Source organism: Frigoribacterium sp. AC759 (assembly GCF_979256015.1).
The window spans coordinates 1-17,812 of sequence record NZ_CEEDMT010000005.1 but is presented as its reverse complement, the minus strand read 5'-3'; the positions used below and the strand labels follow the sequence as shown (position 1 = coordinate 17,812).

Below are 17,812 nucleotides of genomic sequence, written 5' to 3'. Positions count from 1 at the left end.
CGCGCGCGGGCGCACTACGGTTGCTGGCATGGTTTCCTCACCCGACGACTCGACCGACACCGCCGCAGCACCACCCGAGGCGCCGCCGGCGACGGGTGACACGGCGGGCGGGTCGACGGGCGCCCCCGAGCGCGAGGTGCTCGGCTGGCTCGAATTCGGCGAGGCGGCGCGGCATCTGGCGAGCGACGTGGTCGCGGCCGACTTCACCCCCGACGTGATCGTGGCCGTGGCCCGCGGCGGGCTGGTGCTGGCCGGCGCCATCTCGTACGCCCTCGACACGAAGATGTGCGGCTCGATCAACGTCGAGTTCTACACGGGCATCGACGAGCGCCTGCCCGAGCCCGTGCTGCTGCCCCCGACCCTCGACGCCCCGTCGCTCGAGGGCAAGCGCGTGCTGATCGTCGACGACGTCTCCGACTCGGGTCGCACGCTCGTGCTCGTCCGCGACCTCCTCGCCGCCGTCGCCGCCGACGTCCGCACCGTCTGCCTCTACAGCAAGCCGCGCACCCTGCTCGAACCGGACTTCGTCTGGAAGCGCACGTCCCGCTGGATCACCTTCCCGTGGAGCGCCCTCCCGCCGGTCACCCGCGACAGCGGCACGGTGGTCGAGGCGTGAGCATCCACCTGGTGGGCGGCGGCTGGTCGCCCGACTCGCCCGAGCTCTACGACCTCTTCGTCGCCGAGGCGGCCGTCCGCGGCGGCGCCGTCGGGCGCGCCGTGCCGCGCATCGCCCTGCTCGTCGTCGTCGCCGACGACTCGCCCTCGGCCGAGTTCCGCACCGGCTACCCCGCGATGATCGCGTCTCAGGGGCGCTGCGAGGTCGTGACGAGCGTGATCGAGGCCGGCGAGTCGTTCGACACCCGGGTGCTGAGCGACGTCGACGGCCTGATCGTCGCCGGCGGGCTCACCCCCGCGTACCTCGAGGCCGTGATCCCGCTCGTCGACCAGGTGCGCCTCCTGGTGGCGGACGGGCTGCCGTACCTCGGCTTCTCGGCCGGCGCGATGATCGCCGCCGACCGGGCGCTGCTCGGCGGCTGGCTGATCGGCGACGTGCCGGTCTGCCCCGAAGACGCGGCGGAGGACCTCGACGAGGTCACCCTGAGCGGCGGCCTCGGTCTCGTCGACATCGCCGTCGACGTGCACGCCGCCCAGTGGGGCACCCTCACCCGGCTGATCGCCGCGACCGAGGCCGGGCTGGTCTCGGGCGGCGTCGCGATCGACGAGAACACCGCGCTCGTCGTCGGCGACGGGGCCCTGACGGTGCTCGGCACGGGCAGCGTGTGGCGGGTCGAGCCGCAGGTCGACGAGGGCGGCGAGATCGTCGGCGTCTCGGTCGGCACCCTGGGCCCGGCGTGACCTACGCCCCCGGTGGCGCGTCGCCCGAGTCGGCGGCCTCGGCCGAGTCGCCCGCCTCGTCCGAGTCGCCCGCCTCGCCCGCCTCGCCCGAGTCGGCCGCGCGCCGGCCCCTCGCCGAGCAGATCGACGCCGGCTGGGCGGAGGCGCTCGAGCCGGTCGCCGACCGCATCGCCGACATGGGCGAGTACCTCCGTGCCGAGGTCCGCGCCGGTCGCGGCTACCTGCCCGCGGGCGAGCACGTGCTCCGGGCGTTCCGGGCGCCGCTCGAGAGCGTGCGCGTGCTCATCGTCGGTCAGGACCCGTACCCGACGCCGGGGCACCCCGTCGGGCTCTCGTTCTCGGTCGACCCCCGGGTCCGCCCCATCCCGCGGAGCCTGGCGAACATCTACCGCGAGCTGCACGACGACCTCGGCGTGCCGCCGGTCGCGCACGGCGACCTCACGTCGTGGTCCGAGAACGGCGTGATGCTGCTCAACCGCGTGCTGACCGTCCGCCCCGGCGAGACCGCGTCTCATCGCGGCAAGGGCTGGGAGCCGGTCACGCAGCGGGCGATCGAGGCCCTCGCGGCCCGGGGCGGCCCTCTCGTCGCCATCCTCTGGGGGCGCGACGCCGCGGCCCTGAAGCCGATGCTCGGCGACGTCCCGACCATCGAGTCGGCGCACCCGAGCCCACTCTCCGCCTCACGGGGGTTCTTCGGCTCGAAGCCGTTCAGCCGGGCGAACGCGTCGCTGGTCGAGCAGGGCGGCGACCCCGTCGACTGGGCGCTGCCGCCCGCCTGAGCGGCGCCGCGCCTCCTGGGCTTCAGGCACCCCGGCCCTGGGCTGAGCGGGCGTCTCCGGCGAATGCGGGCGTGGAGACTCGCCCGTCGGCGTCGCACTGGCCCGTCTGCGCAGGTGTAGGAGCGTCCGCCTGGGCTGCGCCGCGCCGCTCCTCCTGGGGTGCCGGGCGGCGTAGCCGCGGCCCGGGCGGGCGTGTTCGTCATGGGCGGGCGTGGAGACTCGCCCTTCGGCGTCGCACTGGCCCGTCTGCGCAGGCATACGAGCGTCCGCCTGGGCTGCGCCGCGCCTCCTGAGGTGCGCCGCGCCTCCTGAGGTGCGCCGCGCCTCCTGAGGTGCGCCGCTCCTCCTGAGCCGCGCCGCTCCTCCTGAGTGCCGGGCGTAGCCGCGGGCGGAGCGGGCGTCTCCGGCGCATGCGGGCGTGAAGACTCGCCCGTCGGGGTCGCACTCGCCCGCCTGCGCAGGCGAAAGAGCGGCCGCCCGCATGGCAGAGTGGCACCGTGCTCGAAGAGGAATACCAGCCCCGTCGTCGCCTGCCCCGCGCCCTTCAGTCACCGGCGCCCGTCGAGCCCGCGTTCCGGTTCGAGGTGCGTGCCGCCGCCCCCGCCGATCTGCCCTACGTGCGCGAGATCTACAACCACTACGTCGCGAACTCGTCGGTCACCTTCGACGAGGACGCCATGACGCTGGCCGAGTGGCGGCGCAAGTTCTCGTTCGTCACGTCGCTCGGCATGCCGTTCCTCGTGGCGGTCAACCCGAGCGGCGAGGTGCTCGGCTACGCGCTGGCCTCGCCCTGGGGCGGCAAGGCCGCCTACCGCTACACCGTCGAGACCTCGATCTACCTGCGGGCCGCGTCGACGGGCAAGGGGCTCGGTGCGGGGCTGCTCGAGGCGCTCGTCGAGGCGTGCCGCGACGCCGGGATCCGCGAGATGGTCGCCGTGATCGCCGACAAGAACGCCGAGGCGTCGGTGGCCCTGCACGCCCGGCTCGGCTTCGTCGAGGTCGGGCGCATGGGCCGGGTCGGCTTCAAGTTCGGGCGGTGGCTCGGCACCATCACGATGCAGAAGTCGCTGAAGAAGCGACGCGGTCGACTCGGGCGCTGAGCACGGGCACGGGCGCTGCCCGGCACGAGCTCGGCCCGGCACGAGCTCGGGCGGGCCGACCGGGGGAGTCGAGGAGGCGCGGCCAGGCCTAGGCTCGACGGATGCCCGAACTCCACGACCTCACCGCCCACGAGCAGTGGAACCAGCTGCGGCACGGCAGGGTCACGCCCCGCGAGCTGACCGACCACTACCTCGAGCGGATCGAGCGCCTCGACGGCGGCGGCACCGGTGAGCCCGCAGGCGGCGGCCGCCCCGGCATCGGCGCCTTCACGACGGTCACGGCCGACGCCGCCCGTGCCCGCGCCGACCGGCTGACCCGGGAGGGGCCGACGGCCGCGCCGCTCTGGGGACTCCCGTCCGCCGACAAGGACCTCACCGACCGGGCCGGGGTGCCCACCCGGTCGGGCTCGCGCCTGGCCGACGGCAGGGTGCCGTCGACGTCGTCGGAGATCGTCGACGTGCTCGACGAGGCGGGCGGCATCAGCCTCGGCAAGACGGCCACCCCCGAGTACGGGCTCACGGCCTACACCGAGACGCTGATCGGGCCCCCGACCCGCAACCCCTGGCGGCCCGAGACCGGCGCGGGCGGTTCGAGCGGCGGGGCCGCGGCGGCCGTCGCGGCGGGTCTGCTGCCCTTCGCCCCGGGGTCCGACGGCGGCGGCAGCATCCGCATCCCGGCGGCGGCGACCGGTCTCGTCGGTCTCAAGCCCTCGCGGGGCCGCGTGCCGTCGCAGTCGGGGCTGTCCAGTCTCGGCGGACTGGCCGTCGGCGGGCCTCTCGCCCGGACGGTCGCCGACGCCGCCATGCTGCTCGACGCCATGGTCTCGCCCGACGGCCGCCCGCCGCGGCACGGGCAGGCGCTGCACGCTCCGACGTCGCCCGACGGGGCCTACCTCGGCACGGCGCTGCGCGGCGAGGGACGCTTCCAGGTGGCGGTGATGACGACCAGCCCGTGGGACGACGCGTTCGACGTCTGGGTCGACCCGCGCCTCCTCGGCGTCGTCCGGCACACGGCCGATCTGCTCGCCGACCTCGGGCACGGCGTCGACGAGACCACGATGCCGGGCTCGGACTACCCGACGCTGTTCCGCACCCTGTGGCAGGCCGGGGCCGCGGGCATCCCCGCCGAGACCGAGGCCGAGCTGGCGAGGCTCGAGCCGATCACCCGCTGGCTGGTCGAGCAGGGGCGGCGGGTGACCGCCCGCGAGCTGGCCGCGACCCTCGTCGGGCTGACCGCCTTCGAGCGCACGGTGATCGAGAGCTTCGCGCCGTACGACGCCGTGCTGACGCCGACGCTCGCCCTGCTGCCGCGCCCGATCGGCTGGTACGACGACGTCGACGCCGAGCGCAACTTCGAGCAGCAGTGCCTCTACTCGCCGTTCACGTCGTTCGTCAACGTCGCGGGGCTGCCGGCCATCACCCTGCCCGTGGGCGAGATCGACGGGCAGCCGGCGGGTGTGCAGCTGATCGGCCGTCCGGGTCGCGAGGACGTCCTGTTCGCCCTCGGTGCGCAGCTCGAACGGCGTCTGCGGTGGCAGCGTCGGCACCCGCCCGAGTGGTGAGCGGCGCCGCTCAGTCGAGCGTCGGCACCGACGCCATGAGGCCGCGCGTGTAGTCGTGCCGCGGGTTCCGCAGCACGTCGTCGACCGCCCCCTGCTCGACGATGCGCCCGTCGTGCAGCACGGCGACCCGGTCCGCGAGGTGCTGCACCAGTCCGATGTCGTGCGACACGGTGAGCAGCGAGAGCCCGAGGTCGTCGCGGAGCTCGCGCAGCAGGGCGAGGATCTGCGCCCGCACGGTGACGTCGAGGGCGCTCATCGGCTCGTCGCCGACGAGCAGCCGGGGGCGGTGCACCACGGCCCTGGCCACCGCGACGCGCTGCCGCTGCCCTCCGCTCAGCTCGTGCGGGTAGCCGTCGCCGTGCTCACGGGTGAGTCCGACCCGTCCGAGCATCTCGTCGACCAGCGCCCGGTGGTCGCCGTCGATCGACAGCGCCCGCAGCGGCTCGGCCACCGTGTCGCGGATCCGCATGCGGGGGTCGAGCGAGCTGTACGGGTCCTGCAGCACGACGCCCGTGTCGCGGCGGAACCAGCGGAGCGCCGCCGCCCGAACCGGTCGCACCGGGCGCCCGTCGAACGTGACGGACCCCGCGGTGGGCGCGTCGAGCGCGAGCAGCAGCTTGACGAGCGTGCTCTTGCCGCTGCCCGACTCGCCGATCAGCGCCACGCTCTCGCCGGCGGCGACGTCGAGGTCGGCGTCGATCAGGGCGTGCCGCACGGCGCCCGGCTGGAACGGCGAGGGCCGCGGCAGCCGGTAGGTCCGGGTCAGACCGCGACCGGTCAGCAGCGGAGCCGAGGAGGCGCGGGTCGGGTCGTCGACGGTCACGTCGTCCTCCAGGTGGTCGCCTCAGTCGCCGCCACGAGCCCGCGGGTCACGGGGTGGGCGGGCCGGGTCAGCAGCTCGCGCACGGGGCCCTGCTCGACGAGGCGGCCGGCCGACAGCACCGCCGCGTGGTCGACGACACGGCGCAGCACGGCCAGATCGTGGGTGACGAACAGCAGCGAGGTGCCGCGTTCGTCGACGAGGCGGCGGAACAGGTCGAGCACCTCGGCCTGCGTCGAGACGTCGAGCGCCGTGGTCGGCTCGTCGGCCAGCAGGAGGCGCGGGCGGGCGATCAGGGCCGTCGCGATCACGACGCGCTGGCGCTGACCCCCCGACAGCTGGTGCGGGTAGCGGTCGACGATGCCGGCCGGGTCGGGCAGACCCACCTCGGCCGCGGCCTCGATCGCCCGGGCGCGGGCCTCGCGGCGCCCGATGCCCTCGTGCAGACGGAGCGGCTCGGCGATCTGGCTGCCGATGGTCCGGATCGGGTCGAGCGAGGTGCGCGGATCCTGGAACACGACGCCGATCTCCGCGCCCCGCAACGGCGCGTGGTCCCGGTCGGACAGGCCGACCAGCTCGCGGTCGTCGAGTCGGATGCTGCCGCGGACGGTCGCGGCGTCGGGCAGCAGCCCGAGCACGGCGAGCAGGGTCATCGACTTGCCCGAGCCGGACTCGCCGATCAGGCCGAGGCGCTCGCCGTCGCCGATCGACAGCGACACGCCCTCGATCACGGGTCGGCCGCCGAGGTCGACGTGCAGGTCGTCGATGGAGAGGCTCACGAGACGACCCCCGGTCGGTCGGCGGGCGTCGCCGCACGCGGACGGAGGCGCGGGTCGGCGGCGTCGCGGACGGCGTCGCCGAGCAGGTTGAAGGCGAGCACGGTCAGGGTGATCGCGGCGCCCGGCCAGACGATGCTCCACGGGTGCACCCCGATGAACTTCTGCAGATCGCTCAGGAGGCGCCCCCACGACGCGGTCTCGGCGGACGCGCCGTAGCCGAGGAACGACAGCCCCGCCTCGGCCAGGATCGAGGTCGCCATGGCGAGCGAGAGCTGCACGGCGAAGAGCGGGGCGACGTTCGGCAGCACGTGCCGGGTGACGACGCCCAGGGCGCCGACGCCCGCGGCTCGGGCGGCGAGCACGTAGTCCTCCCGCCCCACGCGTCGGATCTCGGCGCGCGAGACGCGGGCGATGTTCACGCCGTAGCCCGTGCCCGCGGCGATGACCACGACGCCGAGCGATCCGCCGAAGGCCGCCGCGAGGGCCATCGCGATGAGGATGGTGGGGAACGCGACGAGCACGTCGATCAGCACCGCGACGGAGTCCCTCGCCCACCGCGGGGTCAGCGAGCCGAGCACGGCGAGGAGCACCCCGACGACGAGGGCGGTCGCGCCGGAGGCCAGGGCGACGAGCGCGGTCGTCGTCGACGCGCGGGCGACGTAGCTGAAGACGTCGCGACCGACGGAGTCCGTGCCGAACAGGTGCTCGGTCGAGGGCGGAGCCCAGGCCGCGTACGGGTCGGTCGCGAACGGATCGAGCGGGGTCCAGAACGGACTCGCGACCGCCGCGATCGCGACGAGCGCGAGCCAGCCGACGCCGAACGCGCCCGTCGGCGAGCCGACCACGGCGCGCAGCCACGACCCGCGCCTCATTCGCCGCGCTCCCGTGATCGGGGGTCGACGCTGCGGTGCACGACGTCGACGACGAAGCCGACGGCGAGGACGATCGCGGTCAGGGTCATCAGCTCGCCCTGCACCTTGGTCAGATCGCGGCGGCCGACGTCGGCGACGAGCATGCGACCGACGCCGGGCAGGCTGAAGAGCTGCTCGACGAGCACGGCGCCGACCACGAGGCCGGCCACCTGGATGCCGAGCACGCTCACGACGCTCAGCATGACGTTAGGCAGTCCGTGGCGCACGAGGGCCCGGTCGCGGGTCATGCCCTTGGCCGCGGCGGCGCGGACGTAGTCGGCGTCGAGCGCCCCGAGCGCGGCGGACCGGGTGAAGCGCAGCAGCACGGCGCCCTCGACGAGGCCGATGGTCACGGCGGGCAGCACGAGTGATCGCAGAGCCGCCGCGGGGTCCGACCACCCGTCGATCGGGAACCCCTGCGTGGGCAGCCAGCGCAGGGTGACGGCGACCAGCGCGATCAGGAGCATGCCCGCCCAGACCGCCGGCACGGCGGCCAGCACCTGGGCGCCGACCGACACGGCGGTGCCGAGCGGGCGACGCCGACGGAGCGCGGCGAGCACACCGAGGGGCACCCCGATCAGCAGGCCGATCACGAGCGACAAGCCGGCGAGCGGCAGCGTGACGGCCAGCTTGTCGGCGATCTCGTCGCCGACCGGGGTGCCCGTCACGAGCGATCGGCCGAGGTCGAGTCGCAGCAGCCCGCCGGCCCAGTCCAGGTACTGAGAGACGATCGACCGGTCGAGGCCGAGCTCGGTGCGGAGCGCGGCGACCTGGGCGGGCGAGCCGGTCGTCCCGGCGATGACCTGGGCCACGTCACCCGGCAGGAGGCGCAGGGTGGCGAAGATCAGGACGCTCGCGACGACCAGCCCCAGCGCGAAGAGGACCAGTCGACCCGCCGTGAATCGGATCACTCCGTCGCGGCCAGGTCGGACAGGTCGAGACGGGTGGTCGTCGACGAGGTCGGGAACCCGGTGACGCCGTCGCGCACGGCGGTGAGGGTCGTCGACGTGTACAGCCACTCGGCGGGTGCGTCGGCGGAGACGATCTCGGCGGCCTCGGCGAGGGCGGCGTCGGCGTCGGCCGGGTCGGTCGCGGCCAGAGAGGCCGCGTAGAGCTCCTGGACGGCGGGGGAGTCGTAGCCGAAGTAGTAGTCGGGGTCGGCCCAGTTGCCGAAGTCGTGGGTCTCGGCGTGGTTGACCATGCTCAGCTGGAAGTCACGGGGCGAGCCGTCGGACGGGGCGACGAAGACGTCGGTCAGCCAGGTCGAGAAGTCGACCTGGTCGACCGTCAGCGTGATGCCGACGGCCTTCAGCTGGGTGGTCAGGACATCGCCGATGGCGGCGGGGTAGACGTTCGCGTACTCGAGGGTCAGATCGAGGTCGGACCGCCCGGCCTCGTCGAGCAGGGCGCGGGCGGCGTCGGGGTCGTACGCGTCGACGTCCGTCAGGTCGCGGTACCCGGGGTCGAGCTCGGGGATCGGTCCGCCCTGGTCGACCGCCGACCCGCCGGTCGCCGCGATCAGCGCGTCGTTGTCGACCGCGAGTCGGATGGCCTTGCGCACGCGGGGGTCGGTGAACGGCTCGACGGCGTTGTTGAAGGCGAGCGTGTACTTGTCCGTCGTCTTCCCCTCGTCGACCGTGAGGCCGTCGATCCCGTCGAGCTGGCTGCGGAGGGTGGCGTCCACCGCGGTCTGCACGTCGATCTCACCCGAGATCGAGGCGTTGATCCGGGCGGAGGGGTCGGGGATGTACCGGAAGTCGACGCCGCCCACCCCGGCGGGCGTGCCCCAGTAGTCGTCGTTGCGGCTGAGACGGAGGTTGTCGCCCTGGGTCCAGCTCTCGAGCGTGAACGGGCCCGTCCCGTTCGCCGTCGTCGACAGGTCGTTGTCGGCGGCCTGCTCGAGCACGAGACCGGCACGACCGGTGAGGGAGAACAGGAGCGCCGAGTCGGGGCGCGACAGCGTGAGGACGATCGTCGAGGGGTCGGGGGAGGCGATCGATTCGACGGCGTCCAGGTCGCCGTGGTTCGCGAGGGTGTCGTCGTCGGCGACCTGCTGCAGCGACCAGACGACGTCGTCCGCGGTGAGCGCGGCCCCGTCGTGGAAGGTCACTCCCTCGGCGAGGGTGAAGGTGTAGGTCAGTCCGTCGTCGCTCACCTCGTGCGAGGAGGCGAGGACGTCGACGATCTCGTTGTCCTGCGTGCGGCCGACGAGACCCTGGTAGACGTTGTCGATCAGCACCTGGTCGAGGGCGATGCCCGCGGTCCGCCGGATGTCGAGGTCGGTCGGCTCGAGGACGAGACCGACGGTCACCGTGGCGTCCGGATCGGGTGCGCCCGACCGGTCGGAGTCGGTGGACGACGAGCAGCCGGCGGTGACGAGCACGAGAGCGGTGACGGCGGCGAGGAGGGGCAGGGTGCGCACGCGGAGGGGCCTTCCGGGGGAGGGCCGGGGCGTCGATGCCCCGGCGAAGGATGCCGAGGTGGTCTCGGCTCTGCTGCGGGGGATCTCCGGTCGCTGGCGGAACGGTCGTCACGATCCGCCACCGTGGTGCTGTCGGACACGGCGCGGCCCCTCGCCGCGGGTCGCTGACGGACTCGCGGACGCGTCAGAACCTACCACCAGGGTGTGAATCAGGTGGACGCGTCGCGAGATAGGTGAGGCTTACCTATACTGATTCCGACATGTTCCTCGAATACAGCGACCCGCCCCTGCAGCACGACGCCACGCGTGTGCTGTTCGCCGGCGACGCCACCTCGATCGACCACCTCCGCGGCATGCTGGCGGCCCTGCCGCTCTGCGCCAGGGGGCAGGTCTTCGTCGAGGTCGACGACAGCAGCCAGATCGTGCCGCTCGCCTCGCCGGGCCGGGTGTCCGTCACCTGGCTCGCCCGTGATCGCCGGTCGGGTGCGCCCGGCTCCGGCCGGTCGTGCGACCGCGGCGAGGCGCTCGAACGCGCCGTCCGGGCCTGGCTCGCCGAGATGTACGTCGACACCGAGTCGCTCGTCGGGGGCGAGCACGTGATCTGGATCGCCGGGCCTCCGTCGTTCGCCTACGACCTGCGCCACGATCTGCACCGCGTGTTCCACGCGGTCGACGGGGCCGTCGCGCTCTGATCTCCTCCCGGTGGGCCTGTCGCCGCTCAGGTAAGGCATGCCATACTTAGGGTGTGCTTACTTCTTCGCTCGACGCTTCGCCCGTGACCGTCGAAGGCGATGTCGTCGAACCCGAGGCCGCCTCCAAACCGGCGCACCGTCCCTACCGGGCTCGCATCGTGCGTCGGGTCCGGCTCTCGCCGTCGTTCGTCCGGCTGACCTTCGCCGGGCCCGATCTCGTCGACTTCGGCGCCGACGGTCTCGATCAGCGCATCAAGGTCGTCCTCCCGCTCGAGGCGACCGGGTTCGACACCTTCCCGTCGGGTGACTGGTGGGGCGGGTGGCGGGCGCTGCCCGACCACGAGCGCAACCCGTTCCGCACGTACACGGCCCGCGCCGTCCGCCCTGCGCTGGGCGAGGTCGACGTCGACTTCGTCGTGCACGCCGACGGCGGCCCCGCAGCCGCCTGGCTGGCCGAGGTCTCGGTCGGCGACGATGCGATGCTCGTGGGGCCCGACGCCACCAGCGGCGTGACGGGCAGCGGGGTCGAGTGGAACCCGCGGGGCGCCTCCTCGGTCCTGATCGCCGGCGACGAGACGGCCGTCCCGGCGGTGTCGTCCATCGTCGAGAGTCTCCCCTCCGACGCACGCGGCTGCGTGTTCCTCGAGGTGCCGACCGCCGACGACGCCCTCACGCTCGTGGCCCCGGCCGGGGTGAGCGTCCACTGGCTGCCCCGATCGACGTCGGGTGCCGAGCACGGCGCCCTGCTGATCGACGCCGTCCGCGGCTGGACGAAGCGCTACGTCGCCGCCTGGCACCACGGGGTCGAGGTCGACGAGGTCGACGTCGACCACGACATCCTGTGGGATGTCCCTCAGGGCGCGGCGCTCCCCGGGCAGGCCCTCGAAGGCGAGCTCTACGCCTGGCTCGCGGGCGAGGCCGCGGCCATCAAGACCCTCCGCCGGTTCCTCGTCGCCGAGGTCGGCATCGACCGGCGCCAGGTCGCCTTCATGGGCTACTGGCGACTCGGCCGAGCCGAACTCTGACCGCTCCTCAGACCGCCGACGGCAGTCCGACGATCTCCGAGCTGCGGTCCCACAGGGCGGCGGCGAGCGAGTCGTCCTTCGCCTGGGGCACGACCAGCCCGTTCGGCTTGAGCTGGTCGAAGTAGGTGCCGCTCGGCACGCCGACCGTGCTGGGGCCCGCCAGCTGGATCAGGGGCAGCGCGCCGGCCGCGGCCGAGATGCCGTAGTGACCGTTCGTCAGCACGTTGGCCATCCGCCACATCGGCGAGTCCGCGCCGAAGTTGGTCTTGACGATGCCGGGGTGGAACGAGAACGCCTCGAGACCGGTGCGCTTCGCCAGCTCGCGGATGAACAGGATCGTCTCGATCTTGCTCGTGCCGTACTGCCGCCAGCCGCCGAGCCACGGGCGCTTCGCCCAGTCCAGGTCGTCGAGGCGGACACGACCGAACAGGTTCGCGACGCTCGCCGTCGAGATCACCCTGGCCTGACTCTCGATGAGTCGGGGCAGCAGCAGGCGGGTCAGCAGGAACGGCGCGAGGTGGTTCGACTGGAGGATCCGCTCGTGCCCGTCGGCCGTCAGACCCCGCGGGTTGACGAGGCCGCCGGCGTTGTTGGCGAGCACGTCGATGCGAGGGTACCTCTCGAGGAGGCGCTCCGACAGCGAGCGGACGTCGGCCAGTCGGTCGAAGTCGGCCACGAAGGCCGTGCCGCCCACCTCGTCGGCGACGGCGCGCGTGCGCTCGGGGTTGCGACCGACGATCGCGAGATCCGCGCCGCCCTTCGCCAGGGCCTTCGCGGCCTCGCGGCCCAGACCGCTGCTCGCTCCGGTGATGATCACGGTGCGGGTCATCGGTAACCGCCTTCCTCGAGGCCGGCCTCGATCTCGAACCTGTTCGTCAGCGGGTCGCTGCCGGCCAGGAAGTACATCAGTGGCATCAGCATGCCGTATCGACGCCACTGCGTGACGTGCACGGCCTCGTGGCGGAGCACCCGCGGGCCGTCGTTGTGCCGGGTCAGGTAGACCCGGCCGACGCAGGTGCCGCCGCGACGGAAGGCCCACCGGGGCAGGCCCCGGCAGACGATCAGGTCGCCGACCACCCGGATGCGACCCGTGCTGAGGGGCACGCCGACGGCGAGCCCCACCAGGGTCGCGAACGAGCAGCCCAGCCGCGACACGGGGGAGTCGAGCAGGATGCCCGTCACGGACGCCCGTAGACGTCGAGCAGCCGGAGCCACACCTCGCTCACGGTCGGGTACGACGGCACGGCGTGCCACAGGCGGTCGATCGGCACCTCGCCGACGACCGCGATCGTCGCGGCGTGCAGCAGATCGCTGACGTCCGGGCCGACGAACGTGGCGCCGACGACCACCTTGCGGCTCTCGTCGACGACGAGCCGGGCCCGGCCCTTGTACGAGTCGGAGTGCAGGGCGGAACCGGCGACCGAGGCGAGGTCGTAGTCGACGACGCGGACGTCGAGCCCGCGCCGGCCTGCGGCCTCGGCGGTCAGGCCCACGCTGGCGACCTCGGGGTCGGTGAAGGTGACCTGCGGCACGGCGGCGTCGTCGGCCGTCGCGACGTGGGTGCCCCACGGCGTGGTGGAGAGCTCGGTGCCCTGCGCGCGGGCGGCGATGACCTCTCCGGCCGCACGGGCCTGGTACTTGCCCTGGTGGGTGAGGAGCGCGCGGTGGTTGACGTCGCCGACCCCGTACAGCCAGTCGGTGCCGTGCACCAGGAGGGTGTCGTCGACCTGCAGCCAGTCGCCCGGCTCGATGCCGACGTTCTCGAGACCGAGGTCCGAGGTGCGGGGCACGCGCCCGGTCGCGACGAGCACCTCGTCGGCGACGATGGTGCTCCCGTCGTCGAGGGTGACCTCGACGGTGTCGTGCTCGGTGCGGACGACCGACGTCGGCGAGACCCCCAGGCGGAGGTCGACTCCGAGCTCGCGCAGACCGTCGCCCACGAGCTCGCCGGCGAAGGGCTCCTGGCCGCCGAGCAGGCCGCTGCGGGCGATGAGCGAGACGGTCGCGCCGAGCCCCTGGTAGGCCGTGGCCATCTCGGTCGCCACGACGCCGCCGCCGATCACGACGAGGCTCTGCGGGATGCTCTTCGCGCTGGTCGCCTCGCGGCTCGTCCACGGGCGGGCCCCGGCGAGGCCCGGGATGTCGGGCAGCAGGGCGGTCGAGCCGGTGGCGGCGACGACGGCGTGGGTCGCGGTGTGGACGACGCCGTCGACCGTGACCTCCTTGACACCGGTGATGGTCGCGTGACCGCGGATGAGATCGATTCCGGCCCCCGACACCCAGTCCGCCTGGCCCGAGTCGTCCCAGCCGCTCGTGAAGGAGTCGCGACGGCGGAGGACGGCGGCGACGTCGACGTCGCCGGTCACGGCCTGGGCCGCCCCGTCGACGGCCCGGGCCGCACGCACGACGGCGGTGGAGCGCAGCAGCGCCTTCGACGGCATGCACGCCCAGTAGGAGCACTCGCCGCCGACGAGCTCCCCTTCGACGAGGGCCACCGTCAGCCCCTTGCGCTTGGCGTAGTCCGCCACGTTCTCGCCGACTGCGCCGGCGCCGATCACGATGAGGTCATATGTCGTCATGCCCTGACCGTAGTCCTCGCCCCCGAGCATCCGTCCGGCCGTGCCCTGGCCGTTCCGCGCGGCGATCCTGAACGCGGGATGTGCGTTCGGTCGATGTGGACGGGGTGCTCGATACCGTGCAATGACCACGCGCTGACGCGCCAAGCAGAGGAGGTCTTCATGGGACTCGACGACAAGATCAAGAACGCCGCTCAGGACATCGCGGGCAAGGCGAAGGAGGCGGTCGGCGACCACAAGGGCGACGACAGCCTCAAGGCCGAGGGTCAGAAGGACCAGACCGCCGCGAGTGCCAAGAAGACCGGCGAAGACGTGAAAGACGTCTTCAAGTAAGACGCGTCATCACGCCCGGAGCCCGCTCCCCTCGGGGGCGGGCTTCGTCGTGCGCCCGGCCCGCCGGTCGTGCACGTCGGTCGTGCACGCGTTCCGCACCGGTCAGGAGCCGGAGAAGCGCGCCTCGCGGCGCTCCGTGAACGCGGCGAGCCCCTCGCGGGCGTCGTCGCTGGTCAGCAGCCGCACCAGTTCGGGTTGCAGGCGCGCCTCGGCCGCGGCCTCGCCCTCGCGCAGCGCGAGTCGCGCGTTCGCCAGAGTCGCCTGCACCGCGAGCGGCGCCTGCGAGGCGATCCGCTCGGCCAGGGCGAGGGCCCGATCGAAGGCGGCCCCCTCGGGGACGACCTCCTGGACGAGCCCGATGCGCCGCGCCTCCTCGGCGTCGAGGAGATCGCCCGTCAGCAGATACCGCATCGCATCGCCCCAGCCGACCCGGCGGGGGAGTCGCGTCGTGGCGCCGCCGAAGGGCAGGATCGCGCGGCTCACCTCGATCTGACCGAAGCGCGTCGACGAGTCGGCCACGACGATGTCGCTCGCCAGCGCCAGTTCGACCCCCAGGGTCAGGCAGGTGCCCTGCACGGCCATGACCACGGGCTTCGTGAGCGAGCTGCCGTCGACCTGCCACGGGTGCAGACCGCCCTCGGGGACGATGTCCAGCCCGGCGTCCGTCACGGCGGGCATGACGTCGCCGAGGTCGAGCCCGGCGGTGAAATGGTCGCCGTGGGCGAAGACGAGACCGACGCGCAGCTCGGGATCGCGGTCGAGGCGGCCGTAGGCCGACGAGAGCTCGCGCAGCATCCGCAGGTCGGCCGCGTTGCGCTTCTCGGGTCGATCGAGCCCGATGAGGAGCACGTGGCCGCGACGTTCGACGCTGACCCGGGGGCGGTCGGCGGCGCCGGTGCCGCCCGTCGCGTCGGCGCCGCTCATCGCGAGAGGGCCCCGACGATGCGGAGGATGGTCCCCATGTCGTCCGATGCGCTGGCCGCGTCGACGGGTGCGAACGAGCAGAGCCCCGCGCCGACCAGGGTGAAGCGCGACTTCAGGGCCGTGATGGTGGCGATCAGGGTCGCGAGGTCGATGCCGAAGGGCTGCGGGGCGAGCAGGCCGTCGAGCGTGCCCGGGTCGAGCACGTCGAGGTCGACGTGCAGATACACCTCGGTGGCGCCGGTCTCGGCGACCGCGGCGACGACGTCGTCGGGCGACAGGTCGAGCGACGAGATGGTCGTCACGCGCCGGCTCTCGACGTAGCGGTCTTCGGCGTCGTCGAAGGTGCGGGCGCCGGCGAGCACGATGCGGCTCGGGTCGAGGGGCGTCTCGGCCGGGTCGAGGGTCGGGAGGTCGTCGGCGACGTCGCCTACCAGGGCACGGAGGACCATCCCGCTGAAGGCGCCGCTCTCGCTGCTGCGGGGGCTGTGCAGGTCGGGGTGGGCGTCGAACCAGACGACCGCCGTCGAGGGGGTGAGCGCATGCCGCACGGCGCCGAGCTCGATGCCGCAGTCGCCGCCGACGACGAGCGCGGGCGAGTCCGCCGTCGCGAGCTCCTGCTGCAGTGCGTCGGCGACGGTGAGCACCGATGAGAGCCGGTGCACGGGGCTGCCGAGGGAGTCTCCGGCGCCGACGGGCACCTCGACCAGCGTCGTGGCGGACGCGGGCAGATCGCCGAGCACCGCGTAGGCGCCCTCGGCGAGCCGCATGGCCCTCGACGACGGAGAACCCTGCCACTGCGGAACCACGACGAACCTCACGCGCGTCAGTCTGGCACAGCCTGGGGGCGCCGTGGCGGAAGATCCGGCGCGCTGTGGAGGCCGCGTCGACGGGCTCCGAGGAGGCGCGGGTCAGCGGGCGAGGGCGGCCTCTCGGGTCTCCCAGGGCCGGCTCGCCCGAGCCACCAGACGTTCGAGCGGACCGCGTCCGACGAACCGGCGCCACAGGGTCGCGTAGACGAGGGTGCCGATCACGGCCGCGACGAGCCAGCCGAGGGGGAGCCCGTACGACCCGCCCGTCGACCGGTACGCGGTGAAGAGCGGCGCCGTGATGAGCAGATGCAGGGTGTAGACGGTCAGCGGTTGGGCACCCGTCGCGGCGAGCGGAGCGAGGAGCGCACGGACGACGCGGGTCGCGCTTCCGTCGGGACGGGCCGCGCCGGTGATCACGAGCAGCAGCCCGACGACGGCGAGGGCGACGCCGCCCGAGCCGACGATCTCGGCCGGCATGCCCTCGTGATCGGCGGGGTCGAGAGCCGCGACGGTGGCGGCCCCGGGCAGGAATCGCGCGCCGTAGCCGACGACGGCGGCGATGACGCCGACGATGATCAGCAGTCGCGCCGTCTTCGGCCGGGCCAGGTCGCTGCGGGCGGCGACGAGTCCCGCGATGAGGAACGGCAGCCACACGAGGGCGGGGTAGGCCCCCACGAGCAGGGCGTCCGCCGCGAGACCGGGAAGGCCCGACAGGGTGGTGTCGCCGACCGGGCCGACCGGCACGAGGGTGGCCGCGAACGGGGCCGCGACGGTGACGACCGCGGCGAGGGGGACGAGGAGGCGCCGAGGCAGCCAGAGGACGCCCAGCAGCAGGAGGAACATCACGCCGTAGTAGGGGAGGATCACGAGCACGTAGACGTTCCAGGCCTGCAGCAGGAGTCCGAGCACGATGAGCAGCGCGGCCCGGATGGCGATCGAGGCGGAGACCCTCGCCCGTCGACCGGGCGGCGTCGCGCGGGCCCCGCCGGAGACGAGACCGAGCGAGATCCCGGCGAGGGTGGCGAACAGGATCGCGGAGCGGCCGTCGAAGACGCGCTCGTCGAGCAGCTCCCGCGGCCACATGTGCGCGGCGAACATGCCGAGCACCGCGACACCGCGGGCGACGTCGATCCCGACGAGTCGACCCGACGACGCTGCGGGCGCCGACCGGGGTGACCCGCTCGAGGGGCTCGACGCACCCGCGGTGCCGACGGTCATGCTCCGAGCTTGAGCGCGGCCAGGCGCGCCTCGATCTCGGTCTGCTCGTCGAGGTCCTCGAGGCCCTCGAACTGCGCGTCGAGACTGGAGGCCGCGAGCTCCTGCTGGCCGAGCACCTTCGCCTCCTCGCGACGCACCTTGTCCTCGAAGCGGCTGATCTCGCTCGTCGGGTCCATCAGGTCGATGCTCTTGACGGCGTCGGCGACCCGCGACTGCGCCTCGGCCGACTTCGCCCGCGCGTTCAGCTCGTCGCGCTTGCTGCTCAGCTGGTCGAGCTTGCCGCGCATCTGCGTCAGACCCGTCTTCAGCTTGTCGACGACCTGCGTCTGCGAGGCGATGGTCGGTTCGGCGTCCTTCGCCTCCTTCTCGGCCGACAGCTGCTTGCCGAGGGCGACCTTCGCCAGGGCGTCGAACTTGTCGGCGTCGACCGTGTTGCCACCGGCGCGCAGCTCGTCGGCCTTCCCGCTCGCAGCGCGCGCCTTGCGCTCCCAGTCGGCGGCGGCGGC

Annotated in this window: 20 protein-coding genes; 8 read left to right on the top strand and 12 right to left on the bottom strand. The window is 73.5% G+C overall.

Annotated features, from left to right (window positions below; genetic code table 11):
• Positions 1–28 precede the first annotated feature (28 nt).
• The 5 genes from ACZ6JE_RS06520 to ACZ6JE_RS06500 all read left to right on the top strand — a co-directional run bounded on the left by ACZ6JE_RS06520 (position 29) and on the right by ACZ6JE_RS06500 (position 4,797).
• Entirely contained in the window at positions 29–616 is a 588-nt protein-coding gene (locus ACZ6JE_RS06520; RefSeq protein WP_192058189.1) for a phosphoribosyltransferase, read from the top strand.
• On the top strand, positions 613–1,356 hold the full coding sequence (locus ACZ6JE_RS06515; RefSeq protein WP_243214238.1) for a Type 1 glutamine amidotransferase-like domain-containing protein: 744 nt from the start codon (positions 613–615) through the stop codon (positions 1,354–1,356). Before ACZ6JE_RS06520 ends, ACZ6JE_RS06515 begins: the two co-directional genes overlap by 4 nt.
• Positions 1,353–2,135 (top strand): uracil-DNA glycosylase, encoded by a 783-nt coding sequence (locus ACZ6JE_RS06510; RefSeq protein ID WP_464318497.1) that lies wholly within the window; start codon positions 1,353–1,355, stop codon positions 2,133–2,135. The genes ACZ6JE_RS06515 and ACZ6JE_RS06510 overlap by 4 nt, the downstream gene beginning before the upstream one ends.
• Before the next feature lie 497 nt (positions 2,136–2,632).
• Positions 2,633–3,235: a GNAT family N-acetyltransferase gene (locus ACZ6JE_RS06505; RefSeq protein WP_243214237.1), complete on the top strand. Its 603-nt coding sequence runs from the start codon at positions 2,633–2,635 to the stop codon at positions 3,233–3,235.
• A 101-nt stretch (positions 3,236–3,336) separates the two neighbouring features.
• Positions 3,337–4,797 (top strand): amidase, encoded by a 1,461-nt coding sequence (locus ACZ6JE_RS06500; protein WP_464318496.1) that lies wholly within the window; start codon positions 3,337–3,339, stop codon positions 4,795–4,797.
• Between the two features lie 10 nt (positions 4,798–4,807).
• On the opposite strand, the gene ACZ6JE_RS06495 is transcribed toward ACZ6JE_RS06500, so the two are convergent.
• Genes ACZ6JE_RS06495 through ACZ6JE_RS06475 form a run of 5 tightly spaced genes read right to left on the bottom strand, consistent with a single transcriptional unit; the run spans position 4,808 to position 9,729 of the window.
• Positions 4,808–5,620 carry an ABC transporter ATP-binding protein gene (locus ACZ6JE_RS06495; protein ID WP_464318495.1) on the bottom strand — a complete coding sequence of 271 codons (813 nt, stop codon included), beginning with the start codon at positions 5,618–5,620 and terminating at the stop codon, positions 4,808–4,810.
• Positions 5,617–6,396, bottom strand: coding sequence for an ABC transporter ATP-binding protein (locus ACZ6JE_RS06490; protein ID WP_320479090.1), 780 nt, complete (start codon positions 6,394–6,396; stop codon positions 5,617–5,619). The genes ACZ6JE_RS06495 and ACZ6JE_RS06490 overlap by 4 nt, the downstream gene beginning before the upstream one ends.
• A complete protein-coding gene (locus tag ACZ6JE_RS06485; protein WP_243214231.1) occupies positions 6,393–7,268 on the bottom strand; it encodes an ABC transporter permease in 876 nt (291 codons plus the stop codon). The genes ACZ6JE_RS06490 and ACZ6JE_RS06485 overlap by 4 nt, the downstream gene beginning before the upstream one ends.
• Positions 7,265–8,218 (bottom strand): ABC transporter permease subunit, encoded by a 954-nt coding sequence (locus ACZ6JE_RS06480; RefSeq protein ID WP_192058177.1) that lies wholly within the window; start codon positions 8,216–8,218, stop codon positions 7,265–7,267. The genes ACZ6JE_RS06485 and ACZ6JE_RS06480 overlap by 4 nt, the downstream gene beginning before the upstream one ends.
• Positions 8,215–9,729 (bottom strand): ABC transporter substrate-binding protein, encoded by a 1,515-nt coding sequence (locus ACZ6JE_RS06475; protein WP_464318494.1) that lies wholly within the window; start codon positions 9,727–9,729, stop codon positions 8,215–8,217. The genes ACZ6JE_RS06480 and ACZ6JE_RS06475 overlap by 4 nt, the downstream gene beginning before the upstream one ends.
• Positions 9,730–9,989: 260 nt before the next feature.
• On the opposite strand from ACZ6JE_RS06475, the gene ACZ6JE_RS06470 reads away from it, so the two are divergent.
• Together ACZ6JE_RS06470 and ACZ6JE_RS06465 are read left to right on the top strand one after the other, a co-directional pair.
• A complete protein-coding gene (locus ACZ6JE_RS06470; protein WP_192058173.1) occupies positions 9,990–10,421 on the top strand; it encodes an SIP domain-containing protein in 432 nt (143 codons plus the stop codon).
• A gap of 83 nt (positions 10,422–10,504) precedes the next feature.
• On the top strand, positions 10,505–11,446 hold the full coding sequence (locus ACZ6JE_RS06465; protein ID WP_192059205.1) for an SIP domain-containing protein: 942 nt from the start codon (positions 10,505–10,507) through the stop codon (positions 11,444–11,446).
• A gap of 7 nt (positions 11,447–11,453) precedes the next feature.
• Here ACZ6JE_RS06465 and ACZ6JE_RS06460 read toward each other — a convergent pair whose 3' ends face one another.
• The 3 genes from ACZ6JE_RS06460 to ACZ6JE_RS06450 are packed head-to-tail and all read right to left on the bottom strand — an operon-like array spanning position 11,454 to position 14,025.
• Entirely contained in the window at positions 11,454–12,275 is an 822-nt protein-coding gene (locus ACZ6JE_RS06460; RefSeq protein WP_464318493.1) for an SDR family NAD(P)-dependent oxidoreductase, read from the bottom strand.
• Positions 12,272–12,661 (bottom strand): Fe-S oxidoreductase, encoded by a 390-nt coding sequence (locus ACZ6JE_RS06455; protein WP_192058169.1) that lies wholly within the window; start codon positions 12,659–12,661, stop codon positions 12,272–12,274. The genes ACZ6JE_RS06460 and ACZ6JE_RS06455 overlap by 4 nt, the downstream gene beginning before the upstream one ends.
• Positions 12,625–14,025, bottom strand: coding sequence for a dihydrolipoyl dehydrogenase family protein (locus tag ACZ6JE_RS06450; RefSeq protein WP_464318492.1), 1,401 nt, complete (start codon positions 14,023–14,025; stop codon positions 12,625–12,627). The genes ACZ6JE_RS06455 and ACZ6JE_RS06450 overlap by 37 nt, the downstream gene beginning before the upstream one ends.
• A gap of 159 nt (positions 14,026–14,184) precedes the next feature.
• Here ACZ6JE_RS06450 and ACZ6JE_RS06445 point away from each other — a divergent pair, with 159 nt between their 5' ends.
• Entirely contained in the window at positions 14,185–14,355 is a 171-nt protein-coding gene (locus ACZ6JE_RS06445) for a CsbD family protein (RefSeq protein WP_192058164.1), read from the top strand.
• A 102-nt stretch (positions 14,356–14,457) separates the two neighbouring features.
• Here the strand turns inward: ACZ6JE_RS06445 and ACZ6JE_RS06440 are convergent, their stop codons facing one another.
• The 4 genes from ACZ6JE_RS06440 to ACZ6JE_RS06425 form a co-directional block, all read right to left on the bottom strand.
• Positions 14,458–15,279 carry a crotonase/enoyl-CoA hydratase family protein gene (locus ACZ6JE_RS06440; RefSeq protein WP_464318491.1) on the bottom strand — a complete coding sequence of 274 codons (822 nt, stop codon included), beginning with the start codon at positions 15,277–15,279 and terminating at the stop codon, positions 14,458–14,460.
• Positions 15,276–16,097 (bottom strand): arginase family protein, encoded by an 822-nt coding sequence (locus tag ACZ6JE_RS06435; RefSeq protein ID WP_320479097.1) that lies wholly within the window; start codon positions 16,095–16,097, stop codon positions 15,276–15,278. Before ACZ6JE_RS06435 ends, ACZ6JE_RS06440 begins: the two co-directional genes overlap by 4 nt.
• A 90-nt stretch (positions 16,098–16,187) precedes the next feature.
• A complete protein-coding gene (locus ACZ6JE_RS06430) occupies positions 16,188–17,306 on the bottom strand; it encodes a DUF418 domain-containing protein (protein ID WP_464318490.1) in 1,119 nt (372 codons plus the stop codon).
• Positions 17,303–17,812: PspA/IM30 family protein (locus ACZ6JE_RS06425; RefSeq protein WP_464318489.1), on the bottom strand; the 510-nt coding region annotated here is incomplete at its 5' end. The genes ACZ6JE_RS06425 and ACZ6JE_RS06430, both read right to left, overlap by 4 nt.

What these genes read in the sequence shown, in the direction of transcription:
- ACZ6JE_RS06520 (WP_192058189.1), top strand. Translation starts at nt 29, where the DNA reads ATGGTTTCCTCACCCGACGACTCGACCGACACCGCCGCAGCACCACCC.
- ACZ6JE_RS06445 (WP_192058164.1), top strand. Translation starts at nt 14,185, where the DNA reads ATGGGACTCGACGACAAGATCAAGAACGCCGCTCAGGACATCGCGGGC.
- ACZ6JE_RS06430 (WP_464318490.1), bottom strand. Translation starts at nt 17,306, where the DNA reads ATGACCGTCGGCACCGCGGGTGCGTCGAGCCCCTCGAGCGGGTCACCC.
- ACZ6JE_RS06470 (WP_192058173.1), top strand. Translation starts at nt 9,990, where the DNA reads ATGTTCCTCGAATACAGCGACCCGCCCCTGCAGCACGACGCCACGCGT.
- ACZ6JE_RS06440 (WP_464318491.1), bottom strand. Translation starts at nt 15,279, where the DNA reads ATGAGCGGCGCCGACGCGACGGGCGGCACCGGCGCCGCCGACCGCCCC.
- ACZ6JE_RS06485 (WP_243214231.1), bottom strand. Translation starts at nt 7,268, where the DNA reads ATGAGGCGCGGGTCGTGGCTGCGCGCCGTGGTCGGCTCGCCGACGGGC.
- ACZ6JE_RS06450 (WP_464318492.1), bottom strand. Translation starts at nt 14,025, where the DNA reads ATGACGACATATGACCTCATCGTGATCGGCGCCGGCGCAGTCGGCGAG.
- ACZ6JE_RS06460 (WP_464318493.1), bottom strand. Translation starts at nt 12,275, where the DNA reads ATGACCCGCACCGTGATCATCACCGGAGCGAGCAGCGGTCTGGGCCGC.
- ACZ6JE_RS06500 (WP_464318496.1), top strand. Translation starts at nt 3,337, where the DNA reads ATGCCCGAACTCCACGACCTCACCGCCCACGAGCAGTGGAACCAGCTG.